A 26,997-nucleotide genomic window follows, 5' to 3' on the forward strand; every position below is an offset into this window, starting at 1 on the left:
TCTTTGCGGGCCGTTCCGTTCATGGACGACTGTTCCCGGTCAAAGATCCACAAAAAGTAACTCTGGGAGCACGTTCCGTGGCAGCCCTCGCACGCTGGTGTGTCCGACGCCGTCTGGTCACCGTTCTGCTGTGGCTCCTCGCCTTCGCGGGGGTCGCCGCGGGCGCCGCCGTCGCCGGCACCACGTACTCGAACGACTACCAGGTCCCCGGCACCGAGTCCGGCCGTGCCACCGAGCTGCTGCACGAGGGCTTCCCGCAGCTCGGCGGCGACGGCGACACCGTCGTCTGGCACACGGCGTCCGGCAGCGTCCGCGCCGCCGACGTCGAGCAGACGATGAGCCGCACCCTGGACCGCATCGAGAACCTGCCCGGCGTGGCCTCGGTCATCAGCCCCTACGACGGGCCGGGCACGGGCCGGATCAGCCCGGACGGGCGGACCGCCTACGCCACGGTGACCTTCGACGCCCAGGCCGAGGACATCGACGAGGGCGAGGCGCGGGCCGTCGTCGACACCGCCCGGAGCGCCCGGGCCGACGGGCTCCAGGTGGAGCTGGGCGGCAGCGCCGTCGCGCTCACCCAGTCCTCCGGCGGGCACACGGCGGAGATCGTCGGGGTGCTCGTCGCCGCGGTCGTGCTGTTCCTCGCCTTCGGCTCGCTCGCCGCCTCGCTGCTGCCCATCGCCACCGCCCTGGTCGGCGTCGGCACCGCCTACGCCGGGATCGTGCTGCTCGGGCACGCCATGACCGTCGCCGACTTCGCCCCCATGCTGGGCCTGCTCATCGGGCTCGGCGTCGGCATCGACTACGCGCTGTTCATCGTCACCCGGCACCGGCGCGGCCTGAAGCGCGGGCTGTCCGTCACCGAGGCCGCCACGAACGCCGTGCAGACCACGGGACGGGCCGTCGTCTTCGCGGGTGCCACCGTTTGCATCGCCCTGCTGGGCATGCTCATCCTCCGCCTGAGCTTCCTCAACGGCGTCGCGATAGCGGCCGGCCTGACCGTGGTCCTGACCGTCGCGGCCTCCGTGACCCTGCTGCCCGCCCTGCTGTCCCTCATCGGCATGCGCGCGCTCAGCCGCCGCGAGCGCCGCCGCCTGGCGGAGCACGGGCCGCAGCCCGAGCTGCCCACCGGGTTCGCCGCCCGCTGGTCGGCCTTCGTGGAGCGCCACCCGAAGCTGCTCGGCGCGGTCGCCCTGGTCGTCATGGCCGTTCTCGCGCTGCCCACGCTCTCGCTGCACCTGGGCACCTCCGACCAGGGCAACGACCCGCGGACCGCCACCACCCGGCAGGCCTACGACCTGCTCGCCGACGGCTTCGGACCCGGCGTGAACGGCCCGCTCACCCTGGTCACCGAGGTCGACGGGGCCGCCGACAGGCTCGCCCTGGACAACCTCGACGCCACCCTGCGCGCCACCGACGGCGTCGCCTCGGTCACACCGGTGACCTTCGGCTCCGGCGGCCACACCGCCTACCTGACCGTCGTCCCCGACTCCTCCCCGCAGTCGCAGCGGACCAGCGACCTCGTCGACCGGCTGCGCGAGGAGGTGCTGCCGCGCGCCGAGTCCGGCACCTCGCTCGACGTGCAGGTCGGCGGCATGACGGCCGGCTACGACGACTTCGCCGACGTCATCGTCTCCAAGCTGCCCCTCTTCGTCGGAGTGGTGATCGGCCTGGGCTGTCTGCTGCTCCTGCTGGCCTTCCGGTCGATCGGCATCCCGCTGAAGGCCGCCGCGATGAACGTCGCCGCCGTGGCCGGCGCCTTCGGCGTGGTCGTCGCGATCTTCCAGTGGGGCTGGGGCAGCGAACTGCTCGGCCTCGGCAGCGCCGGACCCATCGAACCCTTCCTGCCCGTGATCATGGTGTCGGTGCTCTTCGGGCTCTCCATGGACTACCAGGTCTTCCTGGTGAGCCGCATGTACGAGGAGTGGCTGGAGACCGGCGACAACCGGCGGGCCGTTCGCGTCGGCCTCGCCGAGACCAGCCGGGTGATCAACTCGGCGGCGGTCATCATGATCTCCGTCTTCCTCGCCTTCGTGCTCACCGGCGACCGCGTGATCGCCATGTTCGGCATCGCCCTCGCGGCCGCCGTCGCGCTGGACGCCTTCGTCCTGCGCACGCTCCTGGTCCCCGCCCTGATGCACCTGCTCGGCGGCGCCAACTGGTGGCTGCCCCGCTGGCTCGACGAGCGCCTGCCGCGGATCAGCATCGAACCGCCCGAGTGCCGGGCCGCGCATGAGAGGCTGGCCGCCGCGACGGACGCCGAGGTGGCGGACGTCCTGGCGGAGGAGGAGCGGCAGCGGGATGTACGCGATATCCCTGGGTGACGGCGCGGAACTGCGGCCCCTGGAACCCTGGCACGCCGGGGAGTTCCTGGCGCACCTGGAGCGGGGGCGGGAGTTCATCGGACGGTACATCCCGTTCGGCACGACCGAGACGGACCTGCTCTCCGCCCGGGCCAAGCTCCGGCTCTACGCCGACATGCGGGCCGCGGACACCGGCTCCCTGCACGGCCTGTGGCTGGACGGGACGCTGGTCGGCGGTGTGCTGTTCCTCAACTTCGACGCGGAGAACGGCACCTGCGAGGTCGGCTGCTGGCTGGAGCCCGCCGGGACCGGCCGGGGCCTCGTCACGCGCGCGATGCGCGTGCTGATCGACTGGGCCGTCGAGCAGCGCGGCATCCACCGCGTCGAGTGGGTCGCCGCCTCCGGGAACCAGCCGAGCCTGAACGTGGCGCGGCGGCTCGGCATGACCCGCGACGGCGTGCGCCGCGCGGCCCACCACTACGGTGGCGTACGGCACGACCTCGAAGTCTGGTCCGTGCTGGCGCCCGAGTGGCGCGCGGCACGCGCGCGTGCCGGTCACGACGATCATTAAGAGACTTCTCAGACAGCGACCCTACGGTGCGAGACATGGCAACGAACGCAGTGGACGAGACCGAGGCCACCGAGGCCACGACCGACGAGAAGGCGGTGGACATCACCGAGTCCGACAGCACCGACTCCGGCGAGGTGACCGCGTCCGGGGCCCCGGCCGCCGGGACCAAGGAGGGCGGCTCCCAGGGAGTCGGCCAGGGCGCCGGTGCCGTGGTCTCCGCCGCCCTGGGCGTCGTCTCGCTCACCGGCAGCTGGGTCGGCACCGTGGCGTCCGCCCGGCAGAACCTCATCGGCCAGCTGGAGACCGTGCAGGACGCGGGCGTGGCCAAGCAGATCCAGGCCGTCTACGGCGACGCCTGGCAGGCCACCGCCCTGTGGGCCGGCCTGTTCGCGCTGACCGCGCTGGTCGTCGGCGTCGTGGTGCTCGCCCGGCCCGCCTTCGGCACGCCCGGCCGTGTCCAGGCCCCGTGGATCAAGTCGGTCGCCTGGGCGGGTGTCGCGCTCGGCGTCATCGGCCTGTTCCTGGCCGTCCTCAAGTACACGGGCGTCCTGCTCGGGCTGCCGTCCGCGAGCTGATCCGCCGCGGGCCCCGGGTGAGGGGTCCTAGCCGCTCCGTGAGCACCTTACGGAGTCGCTGAGGCCCCTCACGCGTGTCTAAGGCCCCACCGGCCCGCCAAGATGCGGAACTCTCCCGATGTGGCGGCCCCGCCTGGCAGACGAAGGTGGAGGCATCGCGGAGGAACCCCTCCGGGACGGACTCCCACCGAGGACACGCCATGTACGAGTACGAATTCCAGCAGCTGCGCGCCGCCGACCTCATCCGCCGGGCCGACCACGAGCGCCGCGTCCGCGAGGCCGCCCGCGCCCGCCGCGAGGCCCGCCGTGGAGCCGGCCACGAAACCGCGGAGCACGAGAGCCATACCCACCGCTTCCGGCGGTTGCGCTCGGCCCGGGCCGCGTGAACGGGGGAGCGGGAACGGCCGGTGGGGCGACGGAGGCCGCGGCAGCAGCCGCGGCCTCCGTCGCTGCCGGGCGGGCACCCGGTGCGGGGCCGGCGGCCGGTGCGCGGGCCGTCGGTACGGGGCCGGTGGCCGGTTCGGGTCCGGCCGCTCCGGACGCGGCGGCCGGTGCCCTCGCCCGTCACCCGGGCGCCGTGACCGGTCCGGGCCCCGCCCGGACGGCGGCGGCCACGGGCCGCGGACCGGCCGGGGCCGTGAAAACCGGTGCCGTGCCGCCGGACCCGCGTGCGATGCTCGGGGCCGTGGAGACCAGGTCCGTCAGCCCCGTGTTCGTCGGCCGCGCCGAGGAGTTGGGCGCGCTGCACGACGCGCTCGTACGCTGCCGCGAGGGAGGACCGCAGGCCCTGCTGATCGGCGGGGAGGCGGGCGTCGGCAAGACCCGGCTGGTCGAGGAGTTCACCGGCGCCGCCCGCCGCCGCGGCGCGGTGGTCGCGCTCGGCGGCTGCGTCGAGATCGGTGCCGACGGCCTGCCCTTCGCCCCCTTCTCCACCGCCCTGCGGGCCCTGCGCCGCGCCCTGCCCGCCGAACTGGCCGCCGCGGCCGCCGGACAGGAGGAGGAACTGGCCCGGCTGCTGCCGGAACTGGGCGAGTCGGGCCCCGGGCGGCACGACGAGGACGGCCTGGCCCGCCTCTTCGAACTGACCGCGCGCCTGCTGGAGCGCGTCGCCGCCGAGCACACCGTCGTCCTCGCCCTGGAGGACCTGCACTGGTCGGACGCCTCCACCCGCCACCTGCTCTCCTACCTGTTCCGCACCCTGCGCACCGGCCGCCTCGTCGTCCTGGCCACCTACCGCTCCGACGACATCCACCGCCGCCACCCGCTGCGGCCCCTGCTCGCCGAACTGGACCGGCTCCGCACCGTCCGCCGCCTGGAACTCGCCCGCTTCACCCGTGACGAGGTGTCCCTGCAGGTCGCCGGCATCCTCGACCACGAACCCGACCCGGACCAGGTCGACGCGATCTTCGCCCGCTCCGACGGCAACGCCTTCTTCGTCGAGGAACTCGCCGTCGCCGCCCACGAGGGCTGCCGCACGGGCCTGACGGACTCCCTGCGGGACCTGCTGCTCGTCCGCGTGGAGGGACTGCCTGAGCCCGCCCAGCAGGTCGCCCGGACCGTCGCCGAGGGCGGCTCCACCGTCGAGTACCGGCTCCTCGCCGCCGTCGCCCGGCTCGCCGAGGACGACCTCATCGAGGCACTGCGGGCCGCCGTGAACGCCGGCATCCTCACCCCCGCGCCCGGCGGCGACGGCTACCGCTTCCGCCACTCCCTGGTCCGCGAGGCCGTCAGCGACGACCTGCTCCCCGGCGAACGCTCCCGGATCAACCGCCGTTACGCCGAAGCCCTGGAGACCGACCCGACCCTCGTCCCCGCCGACCAGCGGGCCACCCGCCTGGCCAGCTACTGGTACCACGCCCACGACGCCGCCAAGGCGCTGCCCGCCGTCCTGGACGCCGCCGTCGAGGCCCGCCGCCGCCACGCCTACTCCGAGCAACTGCGGCTGCTGGAACGGGCGATGGAGCTGTGGGACTCCGCCCCCGACCCCGTACGCCGGAGCCTGCGCCCCGTCGACTACGCCGAGGCCTATCCGCCCCCGCTGCCCGGACGGCGGGACGGGACCCCCGGCGGCCCCGCCCCGGCCGGCCTCCCGCTGAGCCACCTCGACCTGCTGGCCGAGGCGGCCGTGGCCGGACGGCTCGGCGGGGAGCGGGAACGCGCCCTGAAGATCACCAAGCGGGCGCTGCGCCTGCTCGACGAGGAGGACGAACCCCTGCGCGCCGCCTGGTTCTGGATCCAGCGCTCCCGGCTGGTGCAGGGGCTCGCCCGCGGCGACGGCTGGAAGGAGATCGCCACCGCGCAGGACCTGGTCCGCGGGCTGCCGCCGTCCGAGGTGCACGCCGAGGTGCTCGCCACCGCCGCCCACTGGTCGATGCTGCACGAGCCGGGCCCCGACGCCCTCACGGCCGCCGAGCGGGCCGTGGAGTACGCGCGCATGGTGGGCGCCGACGCCATCGAGTCCAACGCCCGGCTCACCCTGGGCGGACTCATGGTCGACGCCGGACAGATCGAGGCCGGGCTGGCGCAGATGTACGCGGTGAAGGACGAGGTGGCGGCCCGCGGGCTGGCGCCGGTCGTGGGCCGCAGCCATGTGAACCTGCCCTCCGCCCTCGAAGGCGTCGGCCGTTCCGAGGAGGCCGTGGCCGTCCTGCGCGAGGGCCTGCGGCTCACCTCCCAGATGGGCCTGCGGGACGCCGAGGGCTGGGTCTGGGGCAACCTCGCCGAGTCGCTGGTCTCCCTCGGCCGCTGGGACGAGGCCGCCGAGGCCGCCGCCAACGCCCAGCGGCGCGGCCAGTCGGCCGGACCGCACGGGGCCGGCGCCAACATCCTCGCGTTCCTCGCGCTCGCCCGCGGCCACGTGCCCGAGGCGGCCCGGCACCTCGCCGAGAGCCGCGCCTCGTACGGCCCGCACGACCCGATGCCGCAGCACGACCTGCCGATCTCCTGCCTGACCCTCGGGGTCGCCGTCGCCGAGGGACGTCTCGCCGACGCCCGCGCCGAACTCGCCCGCACCCTGCGCTCCGGCTTCCCGCCCGGCACCCAGCGCTACGCCTGGCCGCTGCTGCTCCAGGCGGCCACCGCCGAGGCGGATTCCCGCGGGCTGCCCGCCGCGCGGAAGGGCCGTGAGGACGTCCTGGACCAGCTCTTCGCCACGGTCAAGCGGCTCACCACGAACGCCCCCGTCTGGCTCGCCCACGAGCGGTGGGTCCGGGCCGAACTGGCCCGGGCCGCCGGGCGCGCCGCCCCGGACGTCTGGTCGGAGGTGGTCACCGCCTTCGAGCCCCTGGGGCGCCCCTACGACCTCGCCCGGGTCCGCCTCCGCCTGGCCGAGTCGCTGCTCACGGGCGGCGGTGACGACCAGCGCGACCGCGCCACGGAGCTGCTCCGCCTCGCCCACACCGTCGCCGGCCACCTGGGCGCCCGCCCCCTGGCCGACGCCGCCGGCGCACTCGCCCGGCGCGCCCGCCTCGCCCTGGCCCCCGCCCGCGAACCGGCCCGGGCCGCCACCGACCCCGCCGAGGCCCTCGGCCTGACCAGCCGGGAGCGGGACGTGCTGCGCCTGGTCGCCGCCGGCCACACCAACCGGCGGATCGCGCAGGAGCTGTTCATCTCCCCGAAGACCGCCAGCGTCCACGTCTCCAACATCCTCGCGAAACTCGGCGTCTCCGGCCGGGGCGAGGCGGCCGCGGTGGCGCACCGGCTGGGCCTGTTCCCGGCGGAATCCCTCACCTCCCGGCCGGCCGGCTGAGGCATACGCTGGAAGGGACGTCGCGAGCGTCGCGGCCCAGGGAGGCTCCGTTGTTCAACATGTTCGAGGAACTGTTCTCGCCCGGCCGCAAGCACACCCGCGACGAGCAGAAGCGCCTGGAGCTGACCCGCGAGGACGTCGGCGACGCCGACCCCGGACGCGGTCCGATAGACCTGGCGTCCGGAAAGGTCGTGGTCCGCCCGTCGGCCGAGTCCGAGGACGACGAGGAGGCCTAGGTCCCCACGGTGCGGGGGCCGCACGGGTCCGCACAGCGCAGGGGCCGGGCCGTCACTTCACGCGCACCTCCAGGATCCGGTCGTCACCGTCCTCCGGGGCGCCCCGGCCGTCCGTGTTGCTGGTCACGAGCCACAGCCGGTCACCGCCCGCCGGGACGACCGTGCGCAGCCGGCCGTACTCGCCCTCCAGGAACGCCTGCGGCTCGGCCGAGGCCGCCGTGCCGTTCAGCGGGATGCGCCACAGGCGCTTGCCGCGCAGGCCCGCCATCCACACCGAGCCCTCGGCGTGGGCGATGCCGCTGGGGGAGGCCTCGGCGGTGGACCACTGGGCCACCGGGTCCTGGAACCCCGAGTCGTCCGACTTCCCCTCCGCCTCCGGCCAGCCGTAGTTGGCGCCGGGCTTGATCGCGTTGAGCTCGTCCCAGGTGTCCTGCCCGAACTCCGCGGCGAACAGCCGCTGCTCGGCGTCCCAGGCCAGACCCTGCACGTTGCGGTGGCCGTACGAGTACACCGGCGAGCCGGAGAACGGGTTGCCGGGAGCCGGTTCGCCCTCCGGGGTCAGCCGCAGGATCTTGCCGCCCGTGGAGTCCCGGTCCTGGGACAGACCGGTGTCGCCGCTCTCACCCGTGCCCACGTACAGCATCCTGTCCGGGCCGAAGGCGATCCGGCCGCCGTTGTGGACGAAGCCCTTGGGGATGCCCCGGAAGACCGTGTCGGGCGCGCCGAGCTGCTCGCCGGCGGGCTTGCGGTCGTCGTAGAGCATGCGGACCACGCGGTTGTCGCCGGCCGAGGTGAAGTACGCGTAGACCATGCGGTCCGAGGCGAAGTCGGGGGAGAGGGCGATGCCGAGCAGGCCGCCCTCGCCGGCCGCCGAGACCCCGGGCACCTCGCCCAGCTCCGTCTTCCTGCCGGTCCTGTCGTCGACCCGGACGATCGTCCCCTCGTCACGGGAGGAGACGAGCAGGCCGCCGCCCGGCAGCGGGGCGAGACCCCAGGGGGACTTGAGGCCCTCGGCGACGGTGCGGACCACCGTGACCGAGCCCTTGGCGGGGGGTGTCTCCCCGGCGGCCTGGCGCGGTGGCGCGGACGAGCCCGGTGCCGTGCGGCTCGGTGAGGCGCTGGCACCGGCATCGGATGCTCCCCCGTCACCGGAGGAGCAGCCGGCGGTCAGCAGGAGCGCTGCGGCGGCCAACACGGCCGGGACGGCTCGACGTCGCACGATCATGGTCCCTTCGACGCGGCGGGGTTCTCCCTGTCATACACCGCTCGCGCCTCCCAGGTTCCCGATCACGCAACGTCGAACCGGGAACCGGGGGTTTGCCCCTTATCGCCTGGGCCGGTTGTCGCCAGGCCCGGCCCGGGCCTCAGTCCCACGACCCCTGGGCCTGGGGCAGCTGCGCGACCTCCCTGAGATCCTCGGGACCCAGCCGCAGCCCCGCCGCCGCCGCGTTCTCCGTGACCCAGCGCTCCTGCTTCGTCCCCGGGACCGGCACCACGTGCCGGCCCTGGGCGAGTACCCACGCCAGGGCGACCTGGCCGGGCGTGACGCCACCGCCGTGGCGTCGGGCGACGCGGCGCAGGCCCGCGACGATCGGCTGGTTCGCGGCCATCATCTCGGCCGTGAAGCGGGGGTGCCGGGCGCGCAGGTCGTCCGCCTCGAAGCCCGCGCCGGGCCGCAGCCGCCCGGTCAGGAAGCCGTTGCCCAGCGGCATCGCGGCGAGGAAGCCGACGCCCCGGGTCTCGCACCACGGCAGCAGGGTCTCCAGCGCCTCCGGCGACCACACCGACAGCTCCGCCTCCACCGCGCTCACCGGGAAGACCTGCTGCACCCGCTCCAGCTGCCGGATCGTCGCGTCGTGCAGCCCGGACCGGCCGCGGCGCGAGGACCGGGCGCCCACCGCGCACAGCCCCAGCGCCCGCACCTTCCCGGCCCGCACGAGCTCCGCCATCGCGCCCCAGGTCTCCTCGACGGGCACCTCCGGGTCGGCCCGGTGCAGCTGGTAGAGGTCGATGACGTCCGTCTGCAGGCGCCGCAGCGAGGCGTCACAGGCCCGCTTCACGTACCCGGGGCGGCCGTTGGCGACGATGTGCTGGTCGCCCACGAGCAGCCCGACCTTCGTCGACACGAAGGCGTCCGAGCGCCGCTCCTTCAACGCCCGCCCCACCAGCAGCTCGTTGGTGAACGGCCCGTACATGTCGGCCGTGTCCAGCAGGGACGCGCCCAGGTCCAGCGCCCGGTGCACCGCCCTGAGCGACTCCTCGCCGCGCTGGCGCGAGGTGCTGTAGGCCCAGCTCATCGGCATGCACCCGAGTCCGACGGCCCCCACCGCGAGTGCGCCCGCGCCGATCGTCCTGCGCTCCACCTGGTCGTGACCCTCCCTGTTCCGGCCACCCCAACCTAACCTCTGCCGTGGCGCGCTCCTGACATAGCCTCCAGAGCATGACTGCTGACGTGTGGCTGCCCATCCCGCCGGACGAGATCGAGGGACTCCCCGAGGGGCCGGACTACCGCTTCTGGGACGGCGCGCAGGACTTCCCCGCCGACCCGGCCGACTGCGCCTTCTACGTCGTCCCCTACATGAAGCCCAGCCCGCTGTGCGTACGTCCCCTGGCGCGGATGAGCCGGCTCGAGGTCGTGCAGACCCTCTCCGCCGGGATCGACCACGTCGAGCCGGGCCTGGGACAGCTGCGTCCCGGGGTGCGGCTGTGCAACGCGCGCGGGGTCCACGAGGCCAGTACCGCCGAGCTCACCCTCGCGCTGATCCTGGCCTCGCTGCGCGGGATCCCCGACTTCGTGCGCGCCCAGGAGCGAGGGGAGTGGCTGGGCGGCTTCCGGCCCGCGCTGGCCGACAAGGACGTGCTCATCGTCGGATACGGATCGATCGGTTCCGCCATCGAGGACCGGCTCGTTCCGTTCGAGCCGGCGCGGGTGGCGCGCGTCGCGCGCTCCGAGCGCACCACGGCGCGCGGGCCGGTGCATCCGCTCACCGAACTCCCCGCGCTGCTTCCCTCGGCGGACGTCGTGATCTTGTCGACCCCGCTCACGGAAGCCACCCGCGGCCTGGCCGGAGCCGACTTCCTGTCCCGGATGAAGGACGGCGCGCTGCTGGTCAACGTGGCCCGCGGCCCCGTCGTCGACACCAAGGCCCTGCTCGCGGAAGTGGAGAGCGGCCGCCTCACCGCCGCCCTCGACGTCACCGACCCCGAGCCCCTGCCGCGTGAACACCCCCTGTGGCGTGCGCCGGGGGTACTGATCAGCCCTCATGCCGGCGGGCCCACCTCCGCGTTCCTCCCGCGCGCCAGGCGGCTCCTGGTGGACCAGTTGAACCGTTATGTGAACCGGGAGCCGCTCCGCAACGTGATCCTTACGACGGGTGCACCCACCGGCTGACCGACCTTCGGGTACCGTCCGCAATCTCCCGGGCGCGGTGGGTACTCATATATCTGTTGATCGTCACGGAGAGTAGAGAACCTATGTCCCTGAGTGACGAGACTGGTGTATCGTCCCGACAGGGGCTGCGCCGGGGCACGTTCGGCGCCGGGGACGGACGTTGCAGGACTGTGAGGGGGGCGACAGGCGATGCACGGCCTATGGACGAGCGATCCGACGGGGCGGGGCTGCCGGCGGCGACCCTGGCGGACGGCCGCGGGCAGACGCGGCCGGTGCGCCGATCACGGCGGCCACCGCACCCAGCACAGCGACCAGCACACCGATCACAGCCATCACCGCCGCAGGCCCGGCAGCCGCAGGAGGCAGGCCCAGCCGGTCCACCGGCGCCCGCGGGACCCGGGAGCGACGCGGACCGGGAGGATCCGGTGAGCGCGCCCCCGACCACCACGCTGGACGGAGCGCTGCGGGCACAGCCTCCGGCCCCGAGCGCGCTGCCGCCCCGGACGCAGGCCCCCGGCCCCCGGCCGGGCCTCGCCCTCCAACTCGTCCTGGCCCTGGTCTGCGCGGGATACGCCGTCGGTGCCGCGTTCGGCTGGGGCTCGCACGACATGGCCCTGATCATGGGCGACTTCGGACTGAGCGCCGCGGCGGCCACCGCCTCCGTGTCGTGCTTCCTCTACGCCCGCAGCCGCCGCACCCGCTTTCGATCCGCCTGGCTGCTGTTCGGCCTCTCCTCGGCCATGGCGTCGCTGGGCAATCTGGTCTGGGGGTGGTACGAGGTGGTCCTGGGACTGCCCGTGCCCAGCCCCAGCTACGCCGACCTGTTCTTCCTGTGCTTCGCGCCGCCGGCGATCGTCGGGCTGCTGGTGCTCGCCAAGCGGCCGGTGACCAAGGCCGGCTGGGTCTGCCTGGGGCTGGACGCCTGGCTGATCGGCGGCTCGCTGCTGACGCTGGCCTGGAGCCTCGCCCTCGCCCAGGCCGCGAAGTCCGAAGGGCCGAGCGTGGCGCACACCGCGCTGTCGCTGGCCTACCCGCTGCTGGACATCGCGCTGGTCAGCATGGTCCTCGCGCTGCACTTCCGGCGGTCCGCGGTGAACCGCTCCGCGGTCAACACCGCCATCGGCGCCCTCGCGCTGACCGTGATGTGCGACGCCCTGTTCACCTCGCCGCTGATGCACCACGACTACCGCTCCGGGCAGCTGCTCGACGCGGGCTGGTTCGCGGGCTCGCTGCTCCTGGCCTACGCCCCCTGGGCCGCGCCCCGCACCGCGGAGGGCGAGCGCCACGGCCCCGACCGGCACGGCGGCGCGGGACACACCCGCGTGGTGCACGAGCACGTGCCGGGACAGCGCAGCGGACCCCATCACCTTCCGGGCCTGCCCGGAGCGGAGCACAGCCGCTACCCGGCCGCCCGGCCCATCGCCGGCTCCCTCGCCGCCCTCACGCCCTATCTCGCCGCCGCCGTGTGCACCCTGGGGATCCTGTACAACGTCCTCAACGGCCGCAGCGTCGACCGCGTGGTCCTGCTGACCGGGGGGACGGTCGTGCTCGCGCTGGTCGTGCGCCAGGGCATCATGCTGCTCGACAACATCACCCTCACCCAGGAACTGGCCCAGAAGGAGAACCACTTCCGCTCCCTGGTCCAGGGCTCCAGCGACGTCATCATGATCGCCGCACCCAGCGGTGTCCTCAGGTACGTCTCACCGGCCGCCGCCGGCGTCTACGGCCGCCCGGCGGAGGAGCTGGTGGGTACGGAACTGGCCCAACTCATCCACCCGGAGGACCTCGGCTGCGTCGTGCACGAGGTGCGCAGGTTCCTCGCCGCCAACCCGGTCGAGGAACCCACCACGCGCATCGAGTGCCGCTTCCGCTCCGGCGACGGCGGCTGGCTGAACGTCGAGTCGACCGTCAACCGCCACCACGGCGGCCTCATCTTCAACAGCAGGGACGTGACCGAACGGGTCCGGCTGCAGGCGCAGTTGCAGCACAACGCCGAGCACGACCCGCTCACGGACCTGCCCAACCGCGCCCTGTTCACCAAGCGCGTCCAGCACGCGCTGTCCGGCCGCCGCGCCTCGGACCGGGGCCTGGCCCTGCGGAACACGGCCGTGCTCTTCATCGACCTCGACGGCTTCAAGGCCGTCAACGACACCATCGGCCACCAGGCCGGGGACGAACTGCTCGTCCAGGCCGCCCGCAGGCTGCAGGACTCGGTCCGCCAGGGCGACACCGCCGCACGGCTCGGCGGGGACGAGTTCGCGGCCCTCATCGTCGGGGACAACACCCGCGACCGGCAGGCCCGCGAGCGGCACATCGTCGAGCTCGCCGACCGCCTGCGGACCACGCTGTCCCAGCCCTACCTGATCGACGGCAACGATGTCCGCGTCAACGCCTCCATCGGCGTGGCCTTCGCGGAACCGGGCCTCGGCGCGGGCGAGCTGCTGCGCAACGCGGACCTGGCGATGTACCGGGCCAAGGCCGGCGGCAAGGGCCGCGTCGAGCTGTACAAGCCGCAGATGCAGCAGGACGTCGTCCGCAAGGCGGAGCTGGCCACCCGGCTGCGCGCCGCCCTGCACGACGGCGAGTTCGCCCTGCTGCACCAGCCGGTGGTGTGCCTGGAGGACGGCCGGATCACGTCGGTGTCCGCGCAGGCGCGCTGGCGCTCCTCCCAGGGGGTCCTGTTCACCCCGGCGGAGTTCCTGCGCGTGGCCGAGGACAGCGACAAGACCGCGGAGCTGGGCCGCTGGATGATCGAGGAGGCCGTCGAGCAGGCCGCCGAGCGGCACGCGACCGGGCTGTCCGTGCCGGTCGTGGTCCGGATGAGCGCCCGCCGGCTGCTGGACAAGTCCCTGCCGCTCGGCTCGATCGAGGCGCTGCTGACCCGGCACGGGCTGCCGTCCGGCTCGCTTGTCATCGAGCTGTCCGACGCCGACCCGAGGGTCCCGCTGGACGAGCTGGAGCGGCGCCTGGGCGCCCTGCGGCGGGTCGGCGTACGGATCGCGCTCGACGGGTTCGGCAGCGGCTGTGCGGCGATCACGGCCCTGCGGCGGCTCCCCGTCGACATCCTGAAGCTCGACCGCGGTCTGGTCGACGGTGTCGTGGAGTCCGCCCGTCTGCACAAGATCACCAGCGGGCTGCTGCGCATCGCCGGCGACCTCGGGCTGCAGTCCGTGGCCGAGGGGGTCGACCTGCCCGAGCAGGTCGTCGCCCTGCGGGCGATGGGCTGCACGCACGGGCAGGGCATGGCGTTCTCCGGGCCGCTGGACGAGTACCGGCTGCGCCGGGCGCTCGCGGGCGGTCACTACCCGCTTCCGCACGCACCGGGCGAACCGGCACTGGCGGGCGGCGCCGGGCGGGTGTACAGCGCGAACGTGTCCGCCGTCATCGGAGGCGGTACGGCCCTCCGCTCACATAATGAGACTCCCGTCCCACCCACTTGACAGTGAGTGCGTGCCGGGGGGAGGGTCTGTGCCATGCGCACCCGAATTCTCGTACTTGGAAAGCGCGTCGGCTGACGCTGAGCCTCGACCGCTCAGCGACCCCACCCGGCGCGCTCCCCTCGCTTGCCTTATGGCACGAGGGGTTTTTTGTTGCACAGGCGCCCTCCGTGCAGCAGTCGAAAACCGAACGAACCTCGCAAAAACCCTCAGCATCTGAGAAGAGAATGCCGATGACCGAGCAGGCCACCGGGGCCCACCACCCGCAGCCCCGGCCCCGATCCGGAGGACACTCCGCCCCCGAGCAGGTGACGGGCGCGCAGTCCCTCATCCGCTCTCTCGAGGAGGTCGGCGCCGACACGGTATTCGGCATTCCCGGCGGTGCGATCCTCCCGGCCTACGACCCGCTGATGGACTCCACCAGGGTGCGCCACGTCCTGGTCCGCCACGAGCAGGGCGCCGGACACGCCGCCACCGGCTACGCGCAGGCCACCGGCAAGGTCGGCGTCTGCATGGCCACCTCGGGCCCCGGCGCCACCAACCTGGTCACCCCGATCGCCGACGCGCACATGGACTCCGTGCCGCTGGTCGCGATCACCGGCCAGGTGGCGTCCAAGGCGATCGGCACGGACGCCTTCCAGGAGGCGGACATCGTCGGCATCACCATGCCGATCACCAAGCACAACTTCCTCGTCACCAAGGCCGAGGACATCCCGCGGATCATCGCGCAGGCGTTCCACATCGCCTCCACCGGCCGCCCCGGCCCGGTCCTGGTCGACATCGCCAAGGACGCCCTCCAGGCGAAGACGACCTTCTCCTGGCCGCCCACCATGGACCTGCCCGGCTACCGCCCGGTGACCAAGCCGCACGCCAAGCAGATCCGCGAGGCCGCCAAGCTGATCACCCAGGCCCGCCGGCCCGTGCTGTACGTCGGCGGCGGGGTGCTCAAGGCCCGGGCCACCGCCGAGCTGAAGGTCCTCGCCGAGCTGACCGGCGCGCCCGTCACCACCACGCTGATGGCACTCGGCGCGTTCCCCGACAAGCACCCGCAGCACCTGGGCATGCCCGGCATGCACGGCTCGGTCGCCGCCGTCACCGCCCTGCAGAAGGCCGACCTGATCGTCGCCCTCGGCGCCCGCTTCGACGACCGCGTCACCGGCAAGCTGGACAGCTTCGCACCCCTGGCCAAGATCGTCCACGCGGACATCGACCCGGCGGAGATCGGCAAGAACCGCGCCGCCGACGTGCCGATCGTGGGCGACGCCCGCGAGGTCATCGCCGACCTGATCCAGGCCGTGCAGAAGGAGCACAGCGAGGGTCACCAGGGCGACTACACCATGTGGTGGAACGACCTGAACCGCTGGCGCGAGACCTACCCGCTCGGCTACGACCAGCCCGGCGACGGCTCGCTCTCCCCGCAGGCGGTCATCGAGCGCATCGGGCAGCTCGCCCCCGAGGGCACGATCTTCGCGGCGGGCGTCGGCCAGCACCAGATGTGGGCCGCCCACTTCATCGAGTACGACAAGCCCGGCACCTGGCTCAACTCCGGCGGCGCCGGAACGATGGGCTACGCCGTCCCGGCCGCCATGGGCGCCAAGGCCGGGGCACCCGACCGGGCCGTCTGGGCCATCGACGGCGACGGCTGCTTCCAGATGACCAACCAGGAACTCACCACCTGCGCCCTGAACAACATCCCGATCAAGGTCGCCGTCATCAACAACGGCGCCCTCGGGATGGTCCGCCAGTGGCAGACCCTCTTCTACAACCAGCGGTACTCCAACACCGTCCTGCACTCCGGCCCGGACGACGTCAACCCGCAGGCCCGCGGCACCCGCGTCCCCGACTTCGTGAAGCTGTCGGAGGCCATGGGCTGCCACGCCATCCGCTGCGAGTCCCCGGACGACCTCGACAAGGTCATCGAGGAGGCGAACGCCATCAACGACCGTCCCGTCGTCGTGGACTTCATCGTCCACGAGGACGCCATGGTCTGGCCGATGGTCGCCGCCGGCACCTCCAACGACGAGATCATGGCCGCCCGGGACGTCCGCCCCGACTTCGGCGACAACGAAGACGACTGAGAGCCCTGAAGGAAGCAGACCATGTCCAAGCACACGCTCTCCGTCCTGGTGGAGAACACCCCCGGCATCCTGGCCCGGATCGCCGCCCTCTTCTCCCGCCGCGGCTTCAACATCGACTCGCTCGCCGTCGGTGTCACCGAGCACCCCGACATCTCCCGCATCACCATCGTCGTGGGCGTGGAGGACCTGCCGCTGGAGCAGGTCACCAAGCAGCTCAACAAGCTCGTCAACGTGCTGAAGATCGTCGAACTGGAGCCGTCGCAGGCCGTCCAGCGCGAACTCGTCCTGGTGAAGGTGCGCGCCGACAACGAGACGCGCTCCCAGATCGTCGAGATCGTCCAGCTGTTCCGCGCCAAGACCGTCGACGTCTCCCCGGAGGCCGTCACCATCGAGGCCACCGGATCCGGCGAGAAGCTCTCCGCGATGCTCAAGATGCTGGAGCCGTACGGCATCAAGGAGCTCGTCCAGTCCGGCACGATCGCGATCGGACGCGGTGCCCGTTCCATCACGGACCGGTCGCTGCGCGCCCTGGACCGGTCGGCGTAAGACGCGAAACGGGCGGTCGGCGCCGCCGCCGGCCGCCCGTATTCCGAGACCCTCAGACTTCCCTTCCGCCCCCCGTCATACGGTGGGACGCAACACCTGCACTCCCGAGGAGAGAACCCAAAGTGGCCGAGCTGTTCTACGACGCCGACGCCGACCTGTCCATCATCCAGGGCCGCAAGGTCGCGGTCATCGGGTACGGCAGCCAGGGCCACGCCCACGCGCTGTCCCTGCGTGACTCGGGTGTCGACGTCCGCGTCGGTCTGCACGAGGGCTCCAAGTCCAAGGCCAAGGCCGAGGAGCAGGGCCTGCGCGTGGTGAGCCCGTCGGAGGCCGCCGCCGAGGCCGACGTCATCATGATCCTCGTCCCGGACCCGATCCAGGCCCAGGTCTACGAGGAGCACATCGCCCCGAACCTGAACGACGGCGACGCCCTGTTCTTCGGCCACGGCCTGAACATCCGCTACGGCTTCATCAAGCCCCCGGCCGGCGTGGACGTCTGCATGGTCGCCCCGAAGGGCCCGGGCCACCTGGTCCGCCGCCAGTACGAGGAGGGCCGCGGCGTTCCGTGCATCGCCGCCGTCGAGCAGGACGCCACGGGCAACGGCTTCCAGCTGGCCCTGTCCTACGCCAAGGGCATCGGCGGCACCCGCGCCGGCGTGATCAAGACGACCTTCACCGAGGAGACCGAGACCGACCTGTTCGGTGAGCAGGCCGTCCTGTGCGGTGGCACCGCGGCGCTGGTCAAGGCGGGCTTCGAGACGCTGACCGAGGCCGGCTACCAGCCGGAGATCGCCTACTTCGAGTGCCTGCACGAGCTGAAGCTGATCGTGGACCTCATGTACGAGGGCGGCCTGGAGAAGATGCGCTGGTCGATCTCCGAGACCGCCGAGTGGGGCGACTACGTCACCGGCCCGCGCATCATCACGGACGCCACCAAGGCCGAGATGAAGAAGGTCCTCGCCGAGATCCAGGACGGCACGTTCGCCAAGAACTGGATGGACGAGTACCACGGCGGTCTGAAGAAGTACAACGAGTACAAGAAGCAGGACTCCGAGCACCTGCTGGAGACCACCGGCAAGGAGCTGCGCAAGCTCATGAGCTGGGTCGACGAGGAGGCGTGAGCCCTGGGGCCCGGCCGCGGCAGCGACGCCGCGGCCGGGCCCTTTCCCGTCCGGGTGATCCTTCCGCCAAGGCGTCGGGCGCCCCCTGTCGCACCACTACACTGCTGCATATATACGCGTCAGGCCCACAGCGTCGTGCGTCTTCCACGCGGCAAGCACCCCTCCACCGCCTGCGGCCGTCGGGACGGCCGTCCGCAGCACTGGACTTGTGAGGACTCACGTGAGCTCGAAACCCGTCGTACTCATCGCTGAAGAGCTGTCGCCCGCCACCGTCGACGCCCTGGGCCCGGACTTCGAGATCCGGCACTGCAACGGCGCGGACCGAGCCGAGCTGCTCCCCGCCATCGCCGACGTGGACGCGATCCTGATCCGTTCGGCCACCAAGGTCGACGCCGAGGCGATCGCCGCCGCGAAGAAGCTCAAGGTCGTCGCACGAGCCGGCGTCGGCCTGGACAACGTGGACGTCTCCGCCGCCACCAAGGCCGGCGTGATGGTCGTCAACGCCCCCACGTCGAACATCGTGACCGCCGCCGAGCTGGCCTGCGGTCTGCTCCTCGCCACCGCCCGCAACATCCCGCAGGCCAACGCCGCGCTGAAGAACGGCGAGTGGAAGCGCAGCAAGTACACGGGTGTCGAGCTGGCCGAGAAGACCCTCGGCGTCGTCGGCCTCGGCCGCATCGGCGCGCTCGTCGCGCAGCGCATGTCCGCCTTCGGCATGAAGGTCGTCGCGTACGACCCGTACGTGCAGCCCGCCCGGGCCGCGCAGATGGGCGTGAAGGTGCTGTCGCTGGACGAGCTGCTGGAGGTCTCCGACTTCATCACCGTCCACCTGCCCAAGACGCCCGAGACCCTCGGCCTGATCGGCGACGAGGCGCTGCGCAAGGTCAAGCCCAGCGTGCGCATCGTCAACGCCGCGCGCGGCGGCATCGTCGACGAGGAGGCGCTGTACTCGGCGCTGAAGGAGGGCCGGGTCGCCGGCGCCGGTCTCGACGTGTACGCGAAGGAGCCCTGCACGGACTCCCCGCTGTTCGAGTTCGACCAGGTCGTCGCCACCCCGCACCTCGGTGCCTCCACCGACGAGGCGCAGGAGAAGGCCGGTATCGCCGTCGCCCGCTCGGTGCGTCTCGCCCTCGCCGGCGAGCTGGTGCCGGACGCGGTGAACGTGCAGGGCGGTGTCATCGCCGAGGACGTCAAGCCGGGCCTGCCGCTCGCCGAGCGCCTGGGCCGGATCTTCACCGCGCTCGCCGGCGAGGTCGCGGTCCGCCTGGACGTCGAGGTGTACGGCGAGATCACCCAGCACGACGTGAAGGTGCTGGAGCTGTCCGCCCTCAAGGGCGTCTTCGAGGACGTCGTCGACGAGACGGTGTCGTACGTCAACGCCCCGCTGTTCGCGCAGGAGCGCGGCGTCGAGGTGCGGCTGACCACCAGCTCGGAGGCGAGCGAGCACCGCAACGTCGTCACGGTGCGCGGCACGCTCGCCGACGGCGAGGAGGTGTCGGTCTCCGGCACGCTGGCCGGCCCGAAGCACCTCCAGAAGATCGTCGCCGTCGGGGACTACGACGTGGATCTCGCGCTCGCCGACCACATGGTGGTGCTGCGCTACGAGGACCGGCCGGGTGTCGTCGGCACGGTCGGCCGCATCCTCGGCGAGGCGGGCATCAACATCGCCGGTATGCAGGTCTCGCGTGCCGTCGCCGGCGGCGAGGCGCTGGCCGTCCTCACCGTGGACGACACGGTGACCCCCTCGGTGCTGGCCGAGCTGGCCGCGGAGATCGGCGCCACCTCCGCCCGCTCGGTGAATCTGGCCTGACCCCGTCCCTCCCTCAGACGCCGGACGGGCTGAGCGACTCGGCCCGTCCGGCGTTCGGCGTGCCCGGCCCCTGGAAGCCGGGCACCCGCCGGAGCGTGAGCGCCGCGAACACCGCCGCGCCCAGCAGCACCGCCGCCCCCGCGAGCGCCGCCCCGTTCATCCCGCTGGTGAAGGCCGCCCGGGCCGTCGCCGCCAGGGCGTCCCCCGCGCGCCCCGGCAGCTGATCGGCCACGGCCAGCGCGCCGCCCAGCGTCTCGCGGGCGGGCGCCGGGGCGGAGCCGGGCATCTCGTGGCGGTAGACCGCCGTCCCGATCGAGCCCAGGACCGCCATGCCGAGGGCACCGCCGAACTCCGCGCCGGTCTCCATCAGGGACGAGGCCGTGGCCGCCCGTTCCACCGGGGCCGTGCCCAGGGCCAGGTCCATGACCTGGGTCGTGACCGTCACGATGCCGAAGGCCAGGACCCCGCAGGCCGTCAGCACCACCGCCATGGACCGCGGCCCGGCGAGGGTTAGCAGGACGTATCCGCTCGCCGAGATCACGAAACCTCCCGTGACGACCGCGAGGCGGGACAGGCCCTTGCGCACCAACTGGGCCGTGACGGGGGCGGCCATGCCGATCGGCACGGACGGGAGCAGGGCCCACAGCGAGGCCTCCAGCGCGCTCTTGCCGAGCACCGACTGGATGTACTGGGTGGTGAAGAACGCCGAGCCCATCATCGCGAACAGCGAGAGCAGATTGAGCACCACGGCGGGCCCGAAGCCCCGGCCGCGGAAGAGGACCGGCGGGATCATGGGTGAGGCCGCGGTGCGCTGCCGGTGGACGAAGAGGGCCGCGAAGAGCAGGCCGACGGTGATGGAGACGACGTACCGGACGTTCCAGCCCCCGGCCGTGATCTCCTTCAGACCGTAGATCACCGGGAGCACCGCCGCCATCGACAGCGGCACGCTCAGCCAGTCGAAACGGCCCGGGGCGGGGTCGCGCGACTCGGGGAGCAGCAGCGGGCCGAGGACCAGCAGCAGGGCCATCGCGGGCAGGTTGACCAGGAACACCGAGCCTCACCAGAACCACTCGACGAGCACGCCGCTCATCACCGAGCCGAGCGCGACGCCGCCGGTCATCACGCCGGACCACAGGGCGATGGCCTTCGCGCGCTGAGCGGGGTCGGCGAACATCGTGCGGACCAGCGCCAGGGTGGAGGGCATCAGCGTGGCGCCGCCGATGCCCAGGGCGGCGCGGGCCGTGATCAGGGCCTCGGCGCTGTGGGCGTAGGCCGCGGCCAGGGAGGCGGCTCCGAAGGCGGCCGCGCCGATCAGCAGGAGCCTGCGCCGGCCGATCCGGTCGCCGAGCGCGCCCATCGTCATCAGCAGACCGGCCAGGACGAAGGCGTAGATGTCGAAGATCCACAGCTGCTGGGTGCCGGAGGGTGCCAGGTCGGCGCTGATCTCCGGGACCGCGAAGTACAGCACGGAGACGTCCATGGAGACCAGGAGCAGCGGGAGCATCAGCACGCCCAGCGCGGTCCATTCGCGGCGGCCGGCGAGGGCGGGAGGGGACGGGGTCGTCGTCATGGGCAGGACTGTACGGACGTCTTAAACAGCTGTCTAGTACGTCTGTTTAAGACGACTGTCTGGATGCGGGAGTAGGGTGGCCGGCATGGGACACCGTGAGGATCTGCTCGAAGGCGCCCAGCGCTGCCTGCTGGCCAAGGGCTTCCTGCGCACCACCGCGCGCGACATCGTCAAGGAGTCGGGGACCAACCTGGCGTCGATCGGCTACCACTACGGCTCGAAGGACGCGCTGCTCGCCCAGGCGTACGTCGAGCTGGTCGAGGGGATGTCCGCCGCCTTCGAGGGCGGTGGGGAGCTGCGGGGCGAGCCGGGGTCGCTGGAGCGGTTCGCCGAGGTGTGGACGAACATCATCGCCACCATGCGGGAGCCCGGCTCGCTGTGGCGGCTCAGCATGGAGATCGTGGCCATGGGCGACCAGCTGCCGGAGGTGCGGGAGCACCTCGCGCGCGCCCAGCGGGAGGGGGCGCGCGGCATCGTCACGCTCTTCCACGGCGGCCACGAGGACGACGTGCCGGAGGAGCGGGTGGACACCCTCGGGTACTTCTACCTGACACTGATGATGGGCCTCATGGCGCAGTGGACCTTCGACCCGAAGAACGCGCCCGAGGCCGGTCAGCTCGCCGAAGGGCTGCGCCAGGTCATCGAGGCGGCCGCCCGGAGATGATCCGCCCCTCGCGCATCTCGATCACCCGGTCCGCCATGTGGCGGACGACCGCGCGGTCGTGGCAGATGAACAGGTAGCCGAGACCCAGGTCGTCCTGGAGGCCGGCGAGCAGGTTCAGCACGCCCGCGCGGACCGACGGGTCCAGGGAGGACACCGGCTCGTCGAGCACCAGGAGCCTCGGATCGGAGGCCAGGGCGCGGGCGATGCCGGCGCGCTGGCACTGGCCGCCGGACAGCTCGTGCGGCCGGCGGTCGCCGTGGGCGGGATCGAGGCCGACCCGGTCGAGGAGTTCGGCGACGCGGGCCGGGCCCGCCGCGGGATCCCAGCGGCCCTGCACCCTCAGCGGCTCGGCGACGGCGTCCCGGATGCGGTGGCGGGGACTGAGCGAGCCGTACGGGTCCTGGAAGACGGGCTGCATGCGGGGCCGCAGCGGGCGCAGCCGCCGTTCCGGGAGGGTGGTCAGCTCCCGTCCCTCGAACCGCACCCGGCCGCCGTCCGGGCGGCGCAGCTGGAGCACCGCCAGGGCCGTGGAGGACTTGCCGCAACCGGACGGGCCGTTCAGCGCGAGGGTCTCGCCGGCGTCCAGGGAGAAGGAGACGCCGTCCACGGCGGTCACCCGGCCGTGGCGGACGACCAGGTCGCGGACGTCGAGCAGGGAATCACTCATGCGGGCCGCCACTCCTCGGAGAACAACGCGGCCGCCGGGTGGGGGAGTTCCTCCCAGCGGTGGCAGGCGATCAGGCGGCCCGCGGCCGGCTCGGGCTCGGGCTCCACCGTGTGGCAGGACCCGGCCGCGAGGGGGCAGCGCGGGGCGAAGGCGCAGCCCGGTGGGAGCGCGCCCGGGGCGGGCGGGGTGCCGCGCAGGGTGGGCAGACGGCGGCCCGGGGGCGCGTGCTGCGGGAGCGACGCCAGCAGCCCGGCCGTGTAGGGGGCCCGGGGGCGGGCCAGTACCTCGTCGGCCGGGCCGAGTTCGGCGACGCGCCCGGCGTACATGACCAGCACCCGGTCCGCGTGGCCGCGCACGGCCTCCATGTCGTGCGTGACCAGGACCAGCGCGGCGCCGACCGCCGCGCGCTGCTCGGCGAGCAGCCGCAGCACCTGGTCGCGGCGCTCCTCGTCGAGGGCCGTGGTGGGCTCGTCGGCGACGAGCACGTCCGGTTCGTTGATCGTCGCCATGGCGATCACCGCGCGCTGGCGCATGCCGCCGGAGTACTCGTGCGGGTGGGCCCGCGCCCTGCGCGCCGCGTCCGGGATGCCGACGCGGTCCAGGGCCGCGACCGCCCGGGCCCGGGCCTCCTTGCGGGACACCCCGGCCACCGACCGGACGGCGGCGGCCAGTTGGTCGCCGACCGGGTGCACCGGGGACAGGGCGGACAGGGCGTCCTGCGGCACCAGGGCGATGCGGCGGCCGCGGTGGGCCGTGAGGTCCGGGCTGATCGTGCCGCTCACGACCGCGTCGCGCGGCAGCATGCCCAGGAGCGCGCGGGCGGTGAGGGACTTGCCCGCTCCCGACTCGCCGACGATCGCCAGGACTTCCCGCGCGCGGACGTCGAAGGACAGGCCGCGCACGGCCTCGGCCCCGTCGAAGGCGATCCGCAGCGCCCGTACCGACAGCAGGACTTCAGACTCCAACGGGGTGCTCCTTCCGGGCCGGAGCCGGGGTGGGACGCCGTACCCGGCGGCCCCGGGTGAGCGCCGCGCCCGACACCGCGAGCCCCGCCAGCAGGGCCAGCGCCACCGCCGGGGCGAGGGCCGCCCACGGGGCGCGTTCCACGTAGGCGCGGGACTCGTCGAGCAGCAGGCCCCACTCGGGGGCGGGCGGCTGCGAGCCCAGGCCGAGGAAGCCCAGCGAGGCCAGGGCCAGGGCGATGCCGGGCAGGCGCAGCAGGGCGTGGCGGGCGACGGGGCCCGCCACCGACGGCAGCACGTGCCGGGTGAGGATCCACCACGGCCCGGCGCCGATGGCCCGTTGGGCGGCCAGGAACGCCGAGGCGCGCACCTCCCGCACCAGGGCCGCCGCGTGCGCGGACAGGGCGGGCCAGGAGATCAGCGCGACCGCGAGGGCCGCGCCGCCGGTGCCGGGGCCGACGGCCGCCGCGACCAGGATGCCGACGATCACCGGGGGCAGGGCGTTGGCGATGTCCGCCGCGCCCTCCGCGATCCGGGGCAGGAAGCCCAGCGCGAGCGCGACCAGCAGGCTCAGCAGGCAGACCGCCGCCGCCGTGCCGACCGTGGCGGCGGCGCCGTGACCGAGCCGGGCGAGGACGTCACGGCCGAGGCCGTCGGTGCCGAGGGGGTGCGCCCAGGAGGGCGCCGCCAGCCGGGCCGCGGTGTTCACGGCGTACGGGTCGCGCAGCAGGCCCCAGCCGATGGTCACGGCGAGGACGGCGAACAGCGAGAGCGGGATCGCGGGACGGGCACGCACCGGCCGGGCCGGCGGCAGGGCCAGCGAGGCGTCCCGCAGGGCCGGGCCCAGCAGCCGCCGCCGGGCGAGCGCCGCGAGCGCGCCCGTGACCAGGCCGAGCGCCAGCAGCGCGAGCACCGCGCCCTGGAGCAGCGGCAGGTCCTGCGACTTGGCCGCACCCAGGGCGGTACGGCCGATGCCCGGCACGGCGAAGACCGTCTCCACGGCGACCGCGCCGCCGGTGAGCCCCACGGCGACCATCCCGAACTGCGGGACCAGCGGCGGCAGGGCACGCCGCAGCGCCGCCCCCGCGATCCGTGCCCGGCTCACCCCGGCGCCCCGCCACAGCTCCACCCACCGCTCGTCGAGCACGGCGGGCAGCGCGTCCGCGACCAGCCGGCCGAGCAGCCCGCCCGCCGGGACGCCGAGGGCCACGGCGGGCAGGACCATGTTCTGCGGACCCGCCCAGCCCGACGTCGGCAGCCACCCCAGCCACACCCCGAACACCAGCAGGACCACCGTGGCCAGCAGGAACTCGGGCACGGCGGCCAGCATCGCGGCCCACGCCCCCGCCGACGCCCGGCCCCGCACCAGCACGGGCGCCACCAGGGCGCAGGCCAGCAGCAGCGCCACGGCCAGCGCGGCACCCATCAGCGCCAGTGACACCTGGAGCCCGGAGACCACCGAGGGCAGCACCTCGGTGCCCGACACCCAGGACGTGCCGAGGTCACCGCGCAGCAGGTCCGCGGCCCAGCCGCCCAGCAGGGACAGGGGGCCGGCGTCCAGGCCCAGGTCCCGCCGTACGGAGTCGAGGGCTTCCCGGGTCGGGTCCTGCTCGGCGGAGCGGGCCCGCAGCACGGCCAGGGCCGGGTCCCGGCCGGACAGCCACGGCAGCAGGCCGACGGCGGCCACCACGGCGGCCAGGCAGAGCAGGCGGGTCAGCGCGGCGGCGCCGGCCGGCCGCCGTGTGCGGGGCCTCACTTGACGTAGGTGTCCGCCGTGACCAGTTCCCGCTCGCGCGGGTCGTGGGCGGCGCCGGTCACGCCGGCCGCGTCGCCCTGGATCACGCGCTCGTGCAGCATGGGCACGGCCGCGTCCGTGCCGATCACGGCCGCCTCGGCGGCGACGACCGCCTTGCGCCGGGCCTCACCGGTCGGCGTCTCGCCGGCCGCGCGCAGGGCCTTGTCCACGGCCGGGTCCGCGAGCTGGGAGATGTTGAAGGAGCCGTCGGAGGCGAAGTCGCTGTAGAGGTAGGCGGCCGGATCGCCCGAGTCCAGGACCGTCGCGCGGGAGAGGACGAACGCGTCGAACCGGCCCGCCAGCGCGTCGGACTCGATGTTGGCGTACTCGCGCACGTCGAGCCTGACCTTGAACCCGGCCTTCTGGAGCTGCTGTTGCAGCGCGGCGGCGACCTCGGGCAGCTCGGCGCGGTCGGTGAAGGTGCCGATCGTGATGGTCCGGCCGGCCGGGTCCCCGGCCTCGGCCCGCCGCACCGGCTCGCGCAGGTCGGCCGCCCACGGCAGGGCCGGTCCGAGCAGCCCCTCGGCCACGTCGGCGCGCCCCTCGTACACGCCCTTCACGATGGACGCGGCGTCGATCGCCTCGCGGGCCGCCGCCCGCAGCGCGGGGTCCTTGAAGGCGCCCTTGCGGGTGTTGAGGTACAGGGTGTTGGTGCGCGGCATCGGGACCTCGGTGATCAGGTCCTGGTCGAGGACGGCGGCCTGCGACACCGGCACCGCCTCGACGATGTCGGCCTCGCCGCTGCGCAGGGCGGCGGCGCGGGCGGTGCCGTCCGGCACGAACCGGACGTCGATGCCGGGGGCCTTGGCCTTCTTCCCCCAGTAGCCGTCGTAGCGGTCGAGCGAGGCGGAGGAGGTGCCCTCGACCTTCGTCAGCTCGAAGGGGCCGGTGCCCGCGCCGACCGGGTTCACGGTCTTCCCCCGGTAGGCCTTCGCGGCCAGGACCGACAGCTGCGGGGAGCTGAGCCGCTGCGGGACCAGGGGGTCCTCGGCGGCCGTGGTGACGGTGACCTTGCCGCCGTCGGCCTTCGCGGTCAGGTCCACGCCGTCCAGGATGCGGGGCTTGGGGGAGGCCGCTGCCGCCCTGGTGAGGGAGTTGACGACGGTTTCGGCGGTGAGCTTCGTGCCGTCGTGGAAGGTGACGCCCTCGCGCAGGGTGAAGGTCCAGCTGCGGCCGGACTGCACCCACCTGGTGGCCAGGGCCGGCCGGGCGTCGCCGTCCGCGTCCAGCTTCACCAGCGTCTCCGCCGTCGACCAGCGCGACAGCTTGAAGGCGTCGTCCGACAGCGGGGACAGCCCCGAGCGCGGTGGCTGCATCATCGCGACGCGTATGCGCCCGCCCCCCGTCCCGGAGTCGTCCGTGCCCGGCTGCCCGCCGGAGAAGCAGCCGGTGATCAGGGCCGAGGCCGCGGTGAGGGCGACGAGGGGAAGGGGGCGGACGGGGACGCGCACGGGGACACCTCGGTCAAGGCAAGGTCAAGGGAAGGTCAATGGTTGAATGCGTCACGACCGTAACACGATGAC

19 protein-coding genes and 1 pseudogene are annotated in these 26,997 nt (G+C 73.5%); 13 read left to right on the forward strand and 7 right to left on the reverse strand.

The genetic code is table 11. The features are described from left to right. Window positions 1-77: 77 nt before the first annotated feature. The 6 genes from AC07DA_RS06335 (at window position 78) to AC07DA_RS06360 (ending at window position 7,433) form a co-directional block, all read left to right on the forward strand. A complete protein-coding gene (locus tag AC07DA_RS06335) occupies window positions 78-2,324 on the forward strand; it encodes an MMPL family transporter (protein WP_479125109.1) in 2,247 nt (748 codons plus the stop codon). Beyond that, window positions 2,302-2,874: a GNAT family N-acetyltransferase gene (locus AC07DA_RS06340; RefSeq protein WP_479125110.1), complete on the forward strand. Its 573-nt coding sequence runs from the start codon at window positions 2,302-2,304 to the stop codon at window positions 2,872-2,874. The genes AC07DA_RS06335 and AC07DA_RS06340 overlap by 23 nt, the downstream gene beginning before the upstream one ends. Before the next feature lie 35 nt (window positions 2,875-2,909). Beyond that, complete coding sequence (locus AC07DA_RS06345) at window positions 2,910-3,449, forward strand: hypothetical protein (protein ID WP_479125112.1); 540 nt, start codon at window positions 2,910-2,912, stop codon at window positions 3,447-3,449. 200 nt (window positions 3,450-3,649) lie between these two features. Next, a complete protein-coding gene (locus tag AC07DA_RS06350) occupies window positions 3,650-3,835 on the forward strand; it encodes a hypothetical protein (RefSeq protein ID WP_479125114.1) in 186 nt (61 codons plus the stop codon). Window positions 3,836-4,122: 287 nt separating this feature from the next. Beyond that, the gene (locus tag AC07DA_RS06355) at window positions 4,123-7,197 is read left to right on the forward strand and encodes a helix-turn-helix transcriptional regulator (RefSeq protein WP_479125426.1); all 3,075 of its coding nucleotides are present in this window, start codon (window positions 4,123-4,125) and stop codon (window positions 7,195-7,197) included. Between the two features lie 50 nt (window positions 7,198-7,247). Then, window positions 7,248-7,433 carry a DUF6191 domain-containing protein gene (locus AC07DA_RS06360; RefSeq protein WP_479125116.1) on the forward strand — a complete coding sequence of 62 codons (186 nt, stop codon included), beginning with the start codon at window positions 7,248-7,250 and terminating at the stop codon, window positions 7,431-7,433. A 52-nt stretch (window positions 7,434-7,485) separates the two neighbouring features. Here the strand turns inward: AC07DA_RS06360 and AC07DA_RS06365 are convergent, their stop codons facing one another. Next, window positions 7,486-8,658, reverse strand: a complete 1,173-nt coding sequence (locus AC07DA_RS06365; protein ID WP_479125118.1) for a PQQ-dependent sugar dehydrogenase — start codon at window positions 8,656-8,658, stop codon at window positions 7,486-7,488. A 139-nt stretch (window positions 8,659-8,797) separates the two neighbouring features. Continuing rightward, on the reverse strand, window positions 8,798-9,796 hold the full coding sequence (locus tag AC07DA_RS06370) for an aldo/keto reductase (protein ID WP_479125119.1): 999 nt from the start codon (window positions 9,794-9,796) through the stop codon (window positions 8,798-8,800). A gap of 77 nt (window positions 9,797-9,873) precedes the next feature. Here AC07DA_RS06370 and AC07DA_RS06375 point away from each other — a divergent pair, with 77 nt between their 5' ends. From AC07DA_RS06375 to serA, 6 genes are all read left to right on the forward strand, one after another. After that, window positions 9,874-10,824, forward strand: coding sequence for a 2-hydroxyacid dehydrogenase (locus AC07DA_RS06375; RefSeq protein ID WP_479125120.1), 951 nt, complete (start codon window positions 9,874-9,876; stop codon window positions 10,822-10,824). A gap of 425 nt (window positions 10,825-11,249) precedes the next feature. After that, entirely contained in the window at window positions 11,250-14,264 is a 3,015-nt protein-coding gene (locus AC07DA_RS06380) for a putative bifunctional diguanylate cyclase/phosphodiesterase (RefSeq protein ID WP_479125122.1), read from the forward strand. Between the two features lie 230 nt (window positions 14,265-14,494). Next, entirely contained in the window at window positions 14,495-16,339 is a 1,845-nt protein-coding gene (locus AC07DA_RS06385) for an acetolactate synthase large subunit (protein WP_479125124.1), read from the forward strand. Between the two features lie 21 nt (window positions 16,340-16,360). Further along, window positions 16,361-16,885, forward strand: a complete 525-nt coding sequence (ilvN, locus tag AC07DA_RS06390; protein ID WP_010048631.1) for an acetolactate synthase small subunit — start codon at window positions 16,361-16,363, stop codon at window positions 16,883-16,885. A gap of 122 nt (window positions 16,886-17,007) precedes the next feature. Continuing rightward, window positions 17,008-18,006, forward strand: a complete 999-nt coding sequence (gene ilvC, locus AC07DA_RS06395) for a ketol-acid reductoisomerase (RefSeq protein WP_311685529.1) — start codon at window positions 17,008-17,010, stop codon at window positions 18,004-18,006. 220 nt (window positions 18,007-18,226) lie between these two features. Next, window positions 18,227-19,816, forward strand: coding sequence for a phosphoglycerate dehydrogenase (serA, locus tag AC07DA_RS06400; RefSeq protein WP_479125127.1), 1,590 nt, complete (start codon window positions 18,227-18,229; stop codon window positions 19,814-19,816). 13 nt (window positions 19,817-19,829) lie between these two features. Here serA and AC07DA_RS06405 read toward each other — a convergent pair. Beyond that, window positions 19,830-21,386: pseudogene (locus tag AC07DA_RS06405) on the reverse strand (MFS transporter). An 85-nt stretch (window positions 21,387-21,471) separates the two neighbouring features. Here AC07DA_RS06405 and AC07DA_RS06410 point away from each other — a divergent pair. Next, on the forward strand, window positions 21,472-22,050 hold the full coding sequence (locus tag AC07DA_RS06410; RefSeq protein ID WP_479125128.1) for a TetR/AcrR family transcriptional regulator: 579 nt from the start codon (window positions 21,472-21,474) through the stop codon (window positions 22,048-22,050). Here AC07DA_RS06410 and AC07DA_RS06415 read toward each other — a convergent pair. The 4 genes from AC07DA_RS06415 to AC07DA_RS06430 are packed head-to-tail and all read right to left on the reverse strand — an operon-like array spanning window position 22,025 to window position 26,925. Further along, complete coding sequence (locus AC07DA_RS06415; protein ID WP_479125130.1) at window positions 22,025-22,717, reverse strand: ATP-binding cassette domain-containing protein; 693 nt, start codon at window positions 22,715-22,717, stop codon at window positions 22,025-22,027. The genes AC07DA_RS06410 and AC07DA_RS06415 overlap by 26 nt on opposite strands. Further along, complete coding sequence (locus AC07DA_RS06420) at window positions 22,714-23,682, reverse strand: ABC transporter ATP-binding protein (RefSeq protein WP_479125132.1); 969 nt, start codon at window positions 23,680-23,682, stop codon at window positions 22,714-22,716. The genes AC07DA_RS06415 and AC07DA_RS06420 overlap by 4 nt, the downstream gene beginning before the upstream one ends. Next, a complete protein-coding gene (locus AC07DA_RS06425; RefSeq protein WP_479125134.1) occupies window positions 23,672-25,435 on the reverse strand; it encodes an ABC transporter permease subunit in 1,764 nt (587 codons plus the stop codon). Before AC07DA_RS06425 ends, AC07DA_RS06420 begins: the two co-directional genes overlap by 11 nt. Further along, window positions 25,432-26,925 carry an ABC transporter substrate-binding protein gene (locus AC07DA_RS06430; RefSeq protein WP_479125135.1) on the reverse strand — a complete coding sequence of 498 codons (1,494 nt, stop codon included), beginning with the start codon at window positions 26,923-26,925 and terminating at the stop codon, window positions 25,432-25,434. Before AC07DA_RS06430 ends, AC07DA_RS06425 begins: the two co-directional genes overlap by 4 nt. Window positions 26,926-26,997: the final 72 nt, after the last annotated feature.

It is taken from the genome of Streptomyces sp. NPDC044921, assembly GCF_056432865.1.

Bases quoted from the DNA above. Each gene is read 5' to 3' on its own strand.
- AC07DA_RS06340 (WP_479125110.1), top strand. From the start codon at position 2,302: ATGTACGCGATATCCCTGGGTGACGGCGCGGAACTGCGGCCCCTGGAA.
- AC07DA_RS06345 (WP_479125112.1), top strand. From the start codon at position 2,910: ATGGCAACGAACGCAGTGGACGAGACCGAGGCCACCGAGGCCACGACC.
- AC07DA_RS06350 (WP_479125114.1), top strand. From the start codon at position 3,650: ATGTACGAGTACGAATTCCAGCAGCTGCGCGCCGCCGACCTCATCCGC.
- AC07DA_RS06355 (WP_479125426.1), top strand. From the start codon at position 4,123: ATGCTCGGGGCCGTGGAGACCAGGTCCGTCAGCCCCGTGTTCGTCGGC.
- AC07DA_RS06365 (WP_479125118.1), bottom strand. From the start codon at position 8,658: ATGATCGTGCGACGTCGAGCCGTCCCGGCCGTGTTGGCCGCCGCAGCG.
- AC07DA_RS06375 (WP_479125120.1), top strand. From the start codon at position 9,874: ATGACTGCTGACGTGTGGCTGCCCATCCCGCCGGACGAGATCGAGGGA.
- AC07DA_RS06385 (WP_479125124.1), top strand. From the start codon at position 14,495: ATGACCGAGCAGGCCACCGGGGCCCACCACCCGCAGCCCCGGCCCCGA.
- ilvN (WP_010048631.1), top strand. From the start codon at position 16,361: ATGTCCAAGCACACGCTCTCCGTCCTGGTGGAGAACACCCCCGGCATC.
- AC07DA_RS06410 (WP_479125128.1), top strand. From the start codon at position 21,472: ATGGGACACCGTGAGGATCTGCTCGAAGGCGCCCAGCGCTGCCTGCTG.
- AC07DA_RS06415 (WP_479125130.1), bottom strand. From the start codon at position 22,717: ATGAGTGATTCCCTGCTCGACGTCCGCGACCTGGTCGTCCGCCACGGC.